A 13,153-nucleotide genomic window follows, 5' to 3' on the forward strand; every position below is an offset into this window, starting at 1 on the left:
CATCGTTGATGAAGAGCCGTACAAAGCTCGTCACGCAATCTGAAAGCTGGGAATACTATTTCCAACTCGTCGAGCCCAGTGATGAAAAACTCATCAACAAAATCCTTGGTAAAGAAGGTATGAAAAAAGCTCTTTTAGGCTGCACTGAAACACTTAATAAAGTTGATTTCAACAATGCCATTGAACTCGAAGAGGCCTTAAAAACGGCAGCTGAAAATGCTGATCTCAAACCAGGAAAACTAAATCAGCCCGTGCGCTTTTGCGTTACTTCAGCCAATGGCGGCGCTGACCTCATGGATACACTCGCACTCATTGGCAAAGAAGAAAGCATTAAACGTTTAAAGCACAACGCAGAGAAATTCTGCCTCGCTTAAAGGAGCCCTATCATGAGAATGCACACTCAAGCCAGCAAACTTCCCGTGGTCACCATCGTGGGACGCCCAAATGTGGGCAAATCCTCACTATTTAATACTCTACTGAGAAAACGTATCGCTATTGTTCACGAACAATGTGGCGTAACTCGTGACCGCGTTGCTCAACCCGTAAGTTGGAACGGCTACCGTTATCAACTCGTTGACACGGGTGGCCTTGGCGTTCTCAGTGATGAAAAAAATGTCGAATTCATGGATGAAAAGATCCGTATGCAACTTAAGGTTGCTGTGGAAAGTTCAGATATTTTGATCATGCTAACTGATGTCAAAGACGGCATCACTGAACTCGACCGCGAAGTTTGCGCCTTCCTCCGGAAACACGACAAGCCCATAATTCTTGCCGTCAATAAATGTGACAACTTTGAACTCGAAGATGAAGCCAGCGTCTTTTCTGCTCTTGGTTTTGAAAACACTCATGCTATTTCCTGTAATCACAAGTCAAATTTAGATGCGCTTCGCGAAGATATCTGTTCTTACTTTCCTCCAACGGATGAAGAAGACGAAGCTAGCCCTGATTTACGTATCACTCTCGCTGGTCGTCCCAATGTGGGTAAATCCTCTATTGCCAACCGCCTTCTTGGCGAAGATCGCGTCATTGTCTCAGATATTGCAGGAACAACCCGTGACGCTGTGGACATCCCTTTCTCGTTTGATGATGAAGGCGAAAGTAGAAATGGCCTTCTTGTCGATACAGCTGGTGTAAAAAAAGCGGGCAAGATCGATAACCTCGTAGAGAAATTCTCAATGATGAGAACAGAAGAAGCCATTAAACGTTCAACTGTCATCTTATTTGTTATCGACATGTCTCAAGGCGTTACCAACGGCGACAAAAAAATCGCCAACACAATTAAAGCCGAAGGTAAACCTTGCGTTGTGATTGCCAACAAATGGGATTTAGTCAAAGCCGAAGCTCCTAAACAGAAATTTTTAGATGACTTAGAGCACGACCTACCCTTCATGCGCTACTGCCCCATCATCTTTACTTCTTCTGTCGATGGCAATGGTTTCCGCGACTTACTCCCTGCCACTTTACGCATTTTCGAGCAATCTCTAGTCGATATTCCAACAGCACTCCTCAACCAAGTCTTGCATGACATGGTTTTGCGAACTCCACCCCCCTCGACAGGCAAAGGCTTTTTCAAAATCTATTATGCGACGATGGTCAAAAACCCTCCTGCACACTTTATTATTTTCTGTAACAAGAAAAACTATTGTCAGGATCACTATAAGCGCTTCATAGAGAAAACAGTTCGTAATGCATTCGGCCTCTCAGGCATACCAATTGAGATCGAGTACCGCGAAAGAACTCACCTGCAGGAGAAATTCCGTGAAAATGGCTCCCTTCCTGGTGAGGTGAAAGATAAAATGGCAAAAGACCGTAAAAAAGCTTGGCGCCGTTCAAAAAAATACCGGGGTTAATAATTCAAATGCTAGCAAATTGCTAGCATTTTTTTTATACCTAAAGCCAGAAGTGTTCGGCATTGAAAATGCTTAAGTTAGTGCTTAAGCATTTTGAAAAAAGTTAAACCTTTTTAATCCCACCAGTAATTGTGCCAAAATTCGCGATTTTTTTATAGGTGAATTTATTTTCGTCCTGAGGCTTAGTACACCGCACTCGTAAGTAATTAACACGACTCTTCCTCTGTCATGATCAAAAAAAGAGACTAACTGTACTTAGGGTCACTCTATTTGGCGACTTTGTAAACTGCTTTAAATCAACGCTTTACGAACACTTTACTTTCTGGATTATATCTATATCTTCCTAACTATGAAGAAGATGACCAAAACAGAAGAACGAAACCTTAAGCGCTGGTGCTTGGTTCAAGAGTTCAGAGAGAAACTGACAAAAGAGCTTGAGCACCATCCGCGTCACCCCTCCGAAGATGACCCTCGACGCAAATTGCATTACCTCGATTATGCCTCAGCTATTCTCTTTACTTTGTTTAACCCTGTGTTGAAATCTATGCGAGGGCTTTGTGCTGCCAGTGAGTTAAAAAAAGTTCAAGAACATGTGACCCTTGGAAAAATAAGTCTAGGAAGCTTTTCCGAGGCACAACATGTTTTTGATGCGACTTCTTTACAACATTTAGTTCAAAAGTTATCCTCAAAAATTCCCATTAATAAAATCCAGGATCGAAGTCTCTTAGCTGCTGTCAAGGATTTAGTTGCAGTAGATGGATCTTTATTTCAAACCTTAACGAGGGTGCTCTGGGCTGAATGGCTCGATGAAAACCACAAAGCAGCAAAGCTTCATTTGGGTTTTTCTCTACTAAAGCAAAGTGCTGTTGATGCTGTTATAACTGCCGGGAATAGCTGTGAACGGAAAGCTCTTCTCAAGATGGTTCAACCAGGCGTCATGTATGTTTGCGACCGTTATTACGGCTTGGATTACAGTTATTTTGAAGAGCTTCAACAACGTGGAGCACTTTTTACTATTCGCATTCGCAATAAACCCAAACTTACTGTGATCAAAGAGTATGAAATCACCGAAAAGGATCGCAAGGAAGGGGTAATCTCTGACCAGTTAGTCTACCTTGGGGACACTGATCGCGAACTCAAGCCAATAAGACTGGTAAGAACGGGCGCATTTAATGATAAAGAAATCCTTTTGGTAACCTCAGAAGCTCCTGAAAAACTGAATGCCGCTATTATCAGTACGATTTATCGTCAGCGCTGGCAAATTGAAGTGTTTTTTAAATGGCTTAAATCCATTTTAGGCTGTCGCAAACTACTCGCTGAATCTTCCAATGGTGTCGCAATACAAATGTATTCGGCGCTTATCGCCGCCATCATGCTGTTTGACTTGTTTGGCAAGAAACCAACTTTAAGACAAATGGAGATGATACAGTTCTTTTTCCTGCGCTATGCCTCAGTTGAAGAACTTGATGATGCAATTGCACAAAGTAAACAAAACTAAAATATAGACGCATGCTTCGCAGGGGTCTTGTAATCTACCCCTGCCCGGATGAGACCTTAATTCTGATAGGTGTTTTATAGAATTAGAGATAAGCCTTTAGGTGCGCTTCATTTTTTGCGATTCGTGGTGTTTTTCTCAAAAAAGACCAAAGATGCCGAACACTTCTGACCTAAAGCTTAGTTTTAGATATGTTTTTATCTTTACCTCGAATATAATAAGCCATGATCAATGAAAAGACTGGTAAATCAACATGAGCCAAAACATCCTCACTGTTAGTAATCTTAGCAAAAGCTATTTTTTAAATAACTCTGAACTCAAAGTCTTAGACTCTGTAAGTTTCACAATTAAAGAATCTGAATCCATTGCTATAACTGGCCCTTCAGGAAGTGGCAAGTCAACTCTCATGGGGCTCTGTGCAGGATTAGACAATCCTGATACTGGCGAGATCCATTTATGCGGTCAAAACATAAGTAAAATGAACGAAGATCAACGCGCATCTTTGCGACTTTCGCACAGCTCTTTCATTTTCCAATCTTTTCATCTCATGCCCACATTAACCGCCTTAGAAAACGTCATGGTTCCACTTGAACTCCAAGGTAATGCTAATAAGGAAACGCGGGAACTCACACTTGAACTCTTGGATCAAGTTGGCCTCAAAGATCGCCACCATCACTTCCCTTCTCAATTATCTGGCGGAGAACAACAACGCGTTGCCATTGCACGCGCCTTTATCAACAGGCCAAAAATCCTCTTTGCAGATGAGCCTACAGGCAATTTAGACACGCATACAGCCAACAATATACAAAGCCTCTTATTTGAACTCAATCAAAAACTTTCAACGAGTCTGATTATAGTAACTCACGATAATGAACTCGCAGCCAAAGCTGATCGAACGCTCAAAATGAAAGCGGGAAAAATAGCTGAATAATGAAGGATTTTTTGTCAAAGCTTTTTAGCCAGTGGACTTGGACTATGGCCAAACGAGAATGGCATAGTCAAAAGAAAAATCTAAGGCTTTATTTACTCTGTATTTCTATTGGTATCGCCGCCCTCGTATCTATCCACTCCTTAGCCTTTTCAGTTCGAAGCTCAATCGATGAACAATCTCGCTCCCTTTTAGGCTCTGATCTTAGCTTAAAAGCACGCGCTCCCATTGATGCTCAATGGCTCAAAGAAATTGAAAGTAAGCTGGGCCCTTCACTGCCTGAAAGACGCTTTGCGGGAATGATAAATTTTCTAAATTCTGAACTCTCCCCTCGATTAATTCAAGTACGCGCCATCTCTGAGGGCTACCCTATTTATGGCAAGATCAAAACGACTCCAGAAAGGGGCTCATCTTACCTTCAAGGTGATCAATGCTTAGTAGAAGGTTCACTAATCTTGCAGTATAATGCAAAAATTGGTGACCAAATTAAACTGGGCCAGGCCACATTTACTATTGCGGCTCAAATTGAATCTCTACCTGGTGAAAGCGGTATGTTATCCGAACTCGCACCTCGTGTACTTATACCATTTTCGAAAATCGAAAGCACCAAGCTCATCAGTTTTGGCAGCCGTATTCAATACCTAGAACACTTTGCGTTCCCCGCAGAAGGTGATCATCAACAATTAGTCGGGGACATAAAAGCACAAGCGGGGCTCAAAGCCGTTCGCGTCGAAACATCAATGAGTCGCCAAGAACGCGTTCGACGCCTAAGTACAAATCTTTTTACCTTCCTCAATTTTAGCGCCATCCTCTCTCTAGTTTTAGGTGCAATAGGCGTAGGCAGTTCTATTCATGTTTATATAAATAAGCAGCTAAAAAGTGCCGCAATCCTTAAGTGTATGGGCGCTCAAAAAAACCAAGTTTTTGCCGTTTATGTTCTACAGATTTTATTACTTGGCTTTGTGGGATCGATTTTGGGTGTTTGTCTTGGATTAGTCATACAATTTTCATTGCCTCAAGTCATTAATCAATTTTTCCCTTTCGAAATTCAAACTCACTTCAACATATCGAGTATACTCTTGGGGCTCATTGCCGGCACTCTGATCACATTACTTTCATCCTTGCCTTCGCTTAAAAAAATCGCTGACCTCAACCCCTTACAGGGGCTTCGCCCAGAAACTATATCAAACCATTCAAAATCTAAGTTTAACTACTTTTTTTACCCTACATGCATCATCAGCACACTACTTCTAACGACACTTTCCTCTGAAAATATAAAAATGGGCTTATTGAGTGGTCTCGCATTAATTATCATTATTATTTGCCTATCCATAGCCGCAAGAATCTTCCTCTATATCATTCGCAAAGTTTTCCCTTCATTTTTACCCTTCACCTATCGACAAGGCTTAAAAAATCTTTTTCGTCCCAACAATCAAACTCACACTCTTATCATTGCTCTAGGCACCGGCGTTTTTGTTATTTCTTTACTTTTCTTACTTAGAGAAAACTTGCTTTATCAAGTTCGTAAAACAACAGAAGACACAAATCCCAACTTCGTACTTTTTGATATCCAACACGATCAAAGCCAAGAGCTCAAATATATTCTTAACAAGGCTCAAGTCCCCATTCTTCAAGAAGTTCCGATCATTGACCTTCGCCTACGGAAAGTTAATGGAACTAAGGTTAGTGAACTTATACAAAAAAACGCTACTCTGGCTCCAGAGAAGCGAATTCCCTCTTGGGCATTAAATCGCACCTATCGTTGCACTTATCAAAATAAAATTCTCGAAAGTGAAAAATTACTCTATGGTGATTTTATTGGTCATTTCGATGGAGACTTTGAGCAAGAACGCATCCCCGTATCCATTGAAAGTGGCATGCTGGAAAAGCTCCAAGTAAAACTTGGTGATACAGTAGACTTTGAACTATCTGGCATTGACCTCCCCTGCGTCATTACATCTGTCCGAGATGTTGAATGGATGCAGATGAGACCCAATTTTTTCTTTGTCTTTCCAAGTGGTCCACTGAATGAAGCCCCACAAATGCAAGTCATTGTCTCTCGATCCAGCGACCCCGAGAGCACGAATCGTTTGCAAACTCAAATCAATTCAACATTCCCCAATATCTCGTTCCTCGACCTCACCCTTGTAATAAAAACCATGACTGCACTACTCGATAAACTGAGCTTAGCCATACGGTTCATGGCGGGATTTAGTATATTAACGGGATTTATCATTCTCACTTCAACTCTTAAACTCAGTCAGAACCAAAGACAGAAAGAATCCGTTTTACTTAAAATACTTGGAGCCAGCAAAAAACAAATTCAAAAAATCCTTCTATCTGAGTTCACTTTCCTCGCCATAATCAGCACAAATACAGGTTGCCTTATTGCTTATATTCTCAATCAATTAATTGGACGATATGTTTTTGAAAATACGCCACCTATCACATTAAACGTCTTATTCATCTCCAATATAAGCCTCACTTTCATCACAATATGTATTGGACTTCTTAATTCAAAACAAACCTTTGCTTCACCAAGCTTAGAATCTCTACGGGAATAGTACAAAATACTTGATATTAACCGAAATTTAACTAACTAGGCGTGAACCCTTCGTCAAAAACTTGTAGATTTATTTATACATACATAGGAGTTTTGTTTTGAAAAAATATTTTAGTATTGTGGCATTATCCTTGATGCTTACGAGTTGCATGGGAACCATGGGGCTCTCTGGCAAAGTTAAAAAGTTTAACCTCGAAGTTACTGAACACCGCTGGGGTCGTGAAGGCGTATTCCTCGGTTTACAAATCCTTTGGGTTTACAGAATCTGCGGTCTACTTGACCTTCTTATCTTCAACTCGATTGAATTCTGGTCGGGAGAAAACCCCATCAATGGCAAAAGCCCTCTAGTAGATGTACCAATTGATCAAGTCAAGAAAATGGGCTTTGATGACATTCGCGATGCACACATTGAAAGAGTTAGTTCAACTGAAGCCAAACTATATATTGACTTCATCAACGGCGATCACGTAACTTTTGACGTGATTCGTACAGGTGACAAATACACAGTCAGCCTCATGGGCAAGCAATTTTTCGAAGGTCAAATCGGTCAAAATGTACAAGAAATGCAATATGCAGGAGTCGTAAAATGATTAAAAAACTCACATACTCATTACTTACTGCATTAACATTTTGTGGATGCATGGGACACAACGGTTTAACTGGTAAGGTTACTAAATTCAACTTAGAAGTCACCGAGGACCGCTGGGGGCGTGAAGGCTGGTTCCTAGGTTTGTGGATCACTTTAGTTTACCCCATATCTCTAATTCTTGACTTACTTATTTTCAACTCAATCGAATTCTGGACTGGAGAAAACCCTATCAATGGTAAAAGCCCCTTAGTTGACGTCCCTAAATCACAAGTCGAAAAAATGGGGTTCACCAACATAGACAAAGCACAAATTGAACGAGTGAGCTCTACAGAAGCCAAACTCCATTTAGATTTTGAAAATGGTGATGAAATCACTTTCGACGTTCATAGGACTGACTTAACATATGTCGTCAGCTATCGTGGAGTGGAATTCTATACAGGCACAATTAAAGAATAATTTAGTCCGATAGGCTTCAACAGTGCCCTGATTTATCAGGGCATTTTTTTTTGCTCTCAAAACACTATCGAGCCTAGACCCCAAACATCCTATCAACATTAGATCTGAATTAAATAAAACTTCTAAGACTCCATTAGAAAACTAAGGCTAGCAAGCTCTTTTAGTCTCCCCATAATCCTCCGATTGCCCGCTTCCAGAAGCTCCATGTCACCGGGCTCATTACTCTGCCCTTCATCCTAAATCAACGTTATTTATGGACTAAACATTTACTCGTTGAGAGTGAAACTTAATTCCTTAACACCCACTAGCTATTAAGACTCAATAAGGAGTCTAAGTTTAGAAAGCACTTTGGGTTCTCCAATAATAATCAGGCGATCACCCTCTTCTAGAGTCGTACTACCGCTCGGAACAATACGTTGTCCTCCACGTTGCACCATCGCTACCAGACTACCCTCTGGCAGGCCTAATTCCTTAATCGCTTTTCCAATAAATTTACTTGAACCATTATCACTCTTAAGGGATAAGGTCATATAGTGACCGTCGTTCAACAGTAGCTGTTTAAGATGAGCAGAATTAGGCTCTTCATTCCAGCGAGACAAGAATTCATCTTGGTCAATACGATTTGCGAGTTCTGCAAGCATGCGTAGGTGAAGCCCCGGGTTCCCTTCTGGACTGACGAGCAAGAAGATAGCAAAAGTCTGCTGCTCCATTTCGTCACCCATGACGTCGAATATATCTACTAGCATTCCCGATTTAGAACGGGCAATCACCATTTCAGGTTTATCAATCCCCATAAGATGCATGTGAGGCAAAGCAACTCCTCGTGTCACAGGTGTCCTTCCCGTACGAGTCCCCTCCAAGAAATTCTCTTCTAATTTGGAAGCATCCACTTTCAATCTTGCTGCCAGCATTTTTGAAGCTTCTTTAATTACTTCTTCAAAAGTCTCACTCTTATCGATCTCTAAAAATTGTGCGCGCGCCACAACTTCATTAAAAGGATCGTCTTGACGCAAGCCTTTTTCTTTTAAAATCCCTCTGAATTCCTGATCCAATTCATCGTACTGATTTTTACCCAAGCGCTGAAACCAGTGACAAATAGCTCCAGTTCTAGATACTCTTTTACGAGCATAACGAAAGTACCAAGCTAAGCAAACTGCGATCATGCCGAGTGTAAAAAGTATGGCCATCCAGCCCATATATATAATGAGCACAACCGAGACCATCATCCCTATTATTTGCATCCAAGGATACCAAGGCGATTTGTAACCAGGATCATAAGACTCAATACGACTCTCTCTCATCACTATTACGGAAAGGTTTACCAACATGAATATGAGTAACTGAAAAGCACTTGCGAGCTTCGCAATTCCTGTAGCATCAAGAACAAGAATAAAACCGATCATGATTACTCCTGTCAAGACAACGGCACGTGTCGGAGTTTTAAATTTACCGAGAGTCGCAAATTCATCGGGTAATAATTTATCACGAGCCATTGCCATGGGATAGCGCGAAGCAGCCATCACACCCGCATTACCCGTAGAGAAGAAGGCCGAAAGTGCAGCGATCACAACAAAGCCCACTAAAATATTTTGTGGAATAAAGGTATCAAATTTACTGACTGCAGTCGCAACTGGGGTTAAATCCTGGTGAAATTCAGCTGGATCAATCAAAGCCGTCATGACCAACACACCCAAGACATAAAAAACTGTGGTCGACACCAAAGAGAGGATCATCCCTAAAGGAATATTACGTTCTGGGTTTTTTACTTCTTCAGCAACACTCGAAACCTTGGTCAAACCTGCGTAAGAAACAAAAACAAAACCCACCGTTGCAAAGAAACCTTCCATCCCATTTGTTAGAAAACCCTCAAAACGCTGATCCACTAGCTCGTCGGGCTGTACAGCTAGAGAATCATAAGCCCCTTGTGCAACAAAATATGTTAGAATAGAAACTAAAGTAACGACCAAAAAACGTTGTAAACTCGCAGTCTCTTTAGCTCCCGTAATATTGATAAAAACAAAACCTACCGTTAACGCAATCGCTACCGGTTTAATCGGAAGATCAACAAAAAAAGAGGCGTACGCTCCGATGCCAATCAAGGCAAAAGCGGTCTTTAAAGAAAGAGATAAGTAGGTTCCCAAACCACCCACGGTCCCAAACATAGGCCCTAAGCTGCGGTCCAAAAAGTAATATGTCCCACCCGCACGTGGCAAAGCCGTACTTAACTCAGCCTTACTAAACATGGCAGGTAGAATTAAAAAACCTGCTACTAAATACGCTAAGGCAACCGACGACCCCGTTTTAGCAGCCGCCAAGCCCGGTAAAAGAAAAAAACCAGAGGAGAACATCGCTCCCGTACAAATCGCATAGACATCAAATAGTCCTAAATTCTTTTTTAAGCGTTCATCTTTTGATAACTCTTTCACTTAATCACCTTTAAATTGACACTTTATACTTGCTCCCAGAAAACCTTACAATTTAATACTTCACTTACGCTGATCGCAAATTTTTAGACTCATTAACTTGCTTTTCTTGAAACATTTCATTCAAATATGAAGGGATCAGAAGGAAAAACCCAACTGGGCTTGAAAAGTATTGAGCTAGAGATATCCTATGCGCCTCGCAAATAACAAGAACTTATTACTAATGGGTGAAAGCCTGTATAATATAGGGATACAAAAATGACTAAAGAAAAAAGACAAGAAATCATCGCGGCTTTTCAACGCAAAGAAGGCGACGTTGGTTCACCTGAAGTACAAATCGCACTCCTCACTGGTCGCATCATCGAGCTCACTGAGCACATGAAGAAGAACAAAAAAGACTACAGCACTAGTCGCGGTTTAATCACAATGGTTAACAACAGAAAGAAACTTCTTCGTTACCTAAACAGCGAAAACCACGCTGGGTACATCGAAATTACTGATAAATTAAAGATTCGTCGCTAATTTTCCTCAAAGGCCTGATTATTCAGGCCTTTTTTTTTGCGCCTATTGCACTACATTTAGCCCGAAAACTGGATCTGAACTTAGAAACATTGATATTTCTGATGTTTTGAGTCTCTTGCAGAGCATTCCCGCAGGGAGTCTTCTCCAAGAGGTTCAACAGTCCAGTTAAACAAAAACAAACACGCTCATTTGAGCATAATATACAAGGATATACATGTCTAAAATTGGATCTGTAACTGTTGATCTTGGCGACAATCGCCCTATCACTATCGAAACTGGCAAAATGGCTCTTTTAGCCAACGCTGCCGTAACTGTAACACAAGGCGAGACAGTTGTTCTCGTAACAGCTTGTTCATCAGCACCTCGCGCTGGTATTGATTTCTTCCCTCTCATGGTAGCTTACCGTGAAAAATATTCTGCTGCAGGTAAATTCCTCGGCGGTTTCATGAAGCGCGAAAACCGCCCTTCTGAACACGAGATTCTTACTTCACGTATGACTGACCGTCCACTTCGTCCACTTTTCCCTAAAGGTTTCTACCACGAAGTTCAGATTCAGGCTATCGTACTTTCTTATGATAAAGTGAATGACCCTGATACACTCGCTATGCTTGGTTCTTCTGCAGCACTCATGCTTTCTGACCTTCCTTTCCAAGGGCCTCTTGGTGCACTTCGCGTTGGCCAAGTTGATGGCGAATTCGTTGCCAACCCCACAACAGAACAAATGGAAGCTAGCGCTCTTGAGTTGATCTACTCAGGTACTCCTGGCAAGACAATCATGATCGAAGGTGATTGTGACGAACTCAGCGAAGAGCGTCTTTTCGAAGCACTTAAATATGCTGATAGCAAAGTTGAAGTTATGGCTAAAGCTCAGCTCGAGCTCCAAGCTACTTTTGGTAAAGCTAAAAAAGATTACGCTACAGATAAAATCGAAGAAGATGTGAAAGCAGCTGTTGCCACAGCTATCTCAGGTAAAATCGACGAAGCCTGTCTCGTTATTGATAGAACTGAACGCGGTGCCGCTCTCGATGCAGTATACGCTACAGTTGAAGAAGCCCTTAAAGCTCAGTTCGACGAAGAACGTCATGGCGAACTCAAAGAAGCTTATAGCCACCTTATCGAAATGAACATTCGTCGCCTTATCATCGAAGAAGGCAAGCGTGCAGATGGTCGTGGTGCTGAAGATCTTCGTCCTCTAAGTGCCGAAAACAGCCTCATGCCACGTACTCACGGTTCTGCTCTTTTCGCTCGTGGTGAAACTCAAGCACTTGTTACAGTTACACTGGGTGATGCAAAAGCAGCTCAGAGCGCTGAAACAATCCGTGGTCGTTACGACAAAACTTTCTACCTCCACTATAACTTCCCTAACTTCTCAGTTGGTGAGTGTGGTCGTATTATGGGTGCTGGCAACCGCGAAATCGGTCACGGTAACCTCGCTGAGCGTGCTCTTGCAAAAATGATGCCTGCTGATTACCCTTACACTGTACGTGTTATTTCTGAAGTTATGGGTTCTAACGGCTCAACTTCAATGGCATCAATCTGCGGTGGCTCACTCGCACTCATGGATGCTGGTGTTCCTTTGAAGAAGGCTGTTGCTGGTATTTCAGTTGGTCTCGTTCAAGAAGCTGATAAGTACGTTATGATCACTGATATCCTCGGTTCTGAAGACCACTACGGAGACATGGACTTTAAAGTTGCTGGCACTCGTGATGGTATCACTGCTTTCCAACTCGACCTTAAAATCGCTGGTGTTAGCCTCGACATGATGTACGAAGCAATGCTTCGCGACAAAACGGCTCGTATGGATATCCTCGATGTAATGGATGGTTGCCTATCAAGTGCTCAGGAAGAAATCTCTGATCACGCTCCACAAGTTCACGCTATGAAAATCAATCCTGAAAAGATTGGTGCACTCATTGGTCCTGGTGGCAAGCACATCAAAGCTATCTGCGAAGAGACTGGCGCTGAAATCAACGTTGAAGACGATGGTACAGTTAAAGTATTTACTGCTGACAAAACAGCTCTCAAAGCAGCTATCGAGCAAGTTGAATCTTACTGCTTCGAACCTGAAGCTGGCAAAATCTACCGTGGCGTAGTTGTGTCAGTTAAAGAATTCGGTGCTTTCGTTGAGATCGCTGGCGGCCACCAAGGTCTCCTCCACATCTCTGAGCTCGCTGACTACCGCGTTGAAAAAGTAACTGATGTTGTCAACGAAGGCGACAAAGTTTCTGTAAAAATCCTCGAAATCGATGACCGTGGCCGCATGCGCTTAAGCCGTAAAGCCGCTCTCGAAGAGATGGAAGACTAGAACTTCTCTTAGCAAGAGGGTG

Annotated in this window: 10 protein-coding genes; 9 read left to right on the top strand and 1 reads right to left on the bottom strand. The window is 42.0% G+C overall.

Translation table 11 applies throughout. The annotated features are described in order from the left end of the window. From LNTAR_RS23960 to LNTAR_RS23990, 7 genes are all read left to right on the top strand, one after another. A partial coding sequence (locus tag LNTAR_RS23960; protein ID WP_007281366.1) for a hypothetical protein occupies positions 1 to 374 on the top strand: 374 nt, incomplete at its 5' end. A gap of 12 nt (positions 375 to 386) precedes the next feature. Then, the gene (gene der / locus LNTAR_RS23965; RefSeq protein ID WP_007281367.1) at positions 387 to 1,850 is read left to right on the top strand and encodes a ribosome biogenesis GTPase Der; all 1,464 of its coding nucleotides are present in this window, start codon (positions 387 to 389) and stop codon (positions 1,848 to 1,850) included. A gap of 358 nt (positions 1,851 to 2,208) precedes the next feature. Beyond that, a complete protein-coding gene (locus tag LNTAR_RS23970) occupies positions 2,209 to 3,348 on the top strand; it encodes an IS4 family transposase (protein WP_040915499.1) in 1,140 nt (379 codons plus the stop codon). A 250-nt stretch (positions 3,349 to 3,598) separates the two neighbouring features. Then, positions 3,599 to 4,276, top strand: coding sequence for an ABC transporter ATP-binding protein (locus LNTAR_RS23975; RefSeq protein ID WP_007281368.1), 678 nt, complete (start codon positions 3,599 to 3,601; stop codon positions 4,274 to 4,276). Then, positions 4,276 to 6,837 carry an ABC transporter permease gene (locus LNTAR_RS23980; protein ID WP_007281369.1) on the top strand — a complete coding sequence of 854 codons (2,562 nt, stop codon included), beginning with the start codon at positions 4,276 to 4,278 and terminating at the stop codon, positions 6,835 to 6,837. Before LNTAR_RS23975 ends, LNTAR_RS23980 begins: the two co-directional genes overlap by 1 nt. 97 nt (positions 6,838 to 6,934) lie before the next feature. Next, positions 6,935 to 7,426, top strand: coding sequence for a DUF3332 family protein (locus LNTAR_RS26350; RefSeq protein ID WP_007281370.1), 492 nt, complete (start codon positions 6,935 to 6,937; stop codon positions 7,424 to 7,426). After that, entirely contained in the window at positions 7,423 to 7,881 is a 459-nt protein-coding gene (locus LNTAR_RS23990; protein WP_007281371.1) for a DUF3332 family protein, read from the top strand. The genes LNTAR_RS26350 and LNTAR_RS23990 overlap by 4 nt, the downstream gene beginning before the upstream one ends. Before the next feature lie 311 nt (positions 7,882 to 8,192). Here LNTAR_RS23990 and LNTAR_RS23995 read toward each other — a convergent pair whose 3' ends face one another. Continuing rightward, entirely contained in the window at positions 8,193 to 10,307 is a 2,115-nt protein-coding gene (locus LNTAR_RS23995) for an amino acid permease (protein WP_007281372.1), read from the bottom strand. 255 nt (positions 10,308 to 10,562) lie between these two features. Between LNTAR_RS23995 and rpsO the strand changes: the two genes are divergently transcribed. Together rpsO and LNTAR_RS24005 are read left to right on the top strand one after the other, a co-directional pair. Further along, entirely contained in the window at positions 10,563 to 10,826 is a 264-nt protein-coding gene (rpsO, locus tag LNTAR_RS24000) for a 30S ribosomal protein S15 (protein WP_007281373.1), read from the top strand. A 214-nt stretch (positions 10,827 to 11,040) separates the two neighbouring features. Then, on the top strand, positions 11,041 to 13,131 hold the full coding sequence (locus LNTAR_RS24005) for a polyribonucleotide nucleotidyltransferase (protein ID WP_007281374.1): 2,091 nt from the start codon (positions 11,041 to 11,043) through the stop codon (positions 13,129 to 13,131). The last annotated feature ends 22 nt before the right edge of the window (positions 13,132 to 13,153 follow it).

The sequence above is a fragment of the Lentisphaera araneosa HTCC2155 genome, from assembly GCF_000170755.1.
Taxonomy (GTDB): domain Bacteria; phylum Verrucomicrobiota; class Lentisphaeria; order Lentisphaerales; family Lentisphaeraceae; genus Lentisphaera; species Lentisphaera araneosa.

Coding starts and splice junctions, on each gene's coding strand:
- LNTAR_RS23980 (WP_007281369.1), top strand. CDS start 4,276: ATGAAGGATTTTTTGTCAAAGCTTTTTAGCCAGTGGACTTGGACTATG.
- LNTAR_RS23990 (WP_007281371.1), top strand. CDS start 7,423: ATGATTAAAAAACTCACATACTCATTACTTACTGCATTAACATTTTGT.
- LNTAR_RS23970 (WP_040915499.1), top strand. CDS start 2,209: ATGACCAAAACAGAAGAACGAAACCTTAAGCGCTGGTGCTTGGTTCAA.
- rpsO (WP_007281373.1), top strand. CDS start 10,563: ATGACTAAAGAAAAAAGACAAGAAATCATCGCGGCTTTTCAACGCAAA.
- LNTAR_RS23975 (WP_007281368.1), top strand. CDS start 3,599: ATGAGCCAAAACATCCTCACTGTTAGTAATCTTAGCAAAAGCTATTTT.
- der (WP_007281367.1), top strand. CDS start 387: ATGAGAATGCACACTCAAGCCAGCAAACTTCCCGTGGTCACCATCGTG.
- LNTAR_RS24005 (WP_007281374.1), top strand. CDS start 11,041: ATGTCTAAAATTGGATCTGTAACTGTTGATCTTGGCGACAATCGCCCT.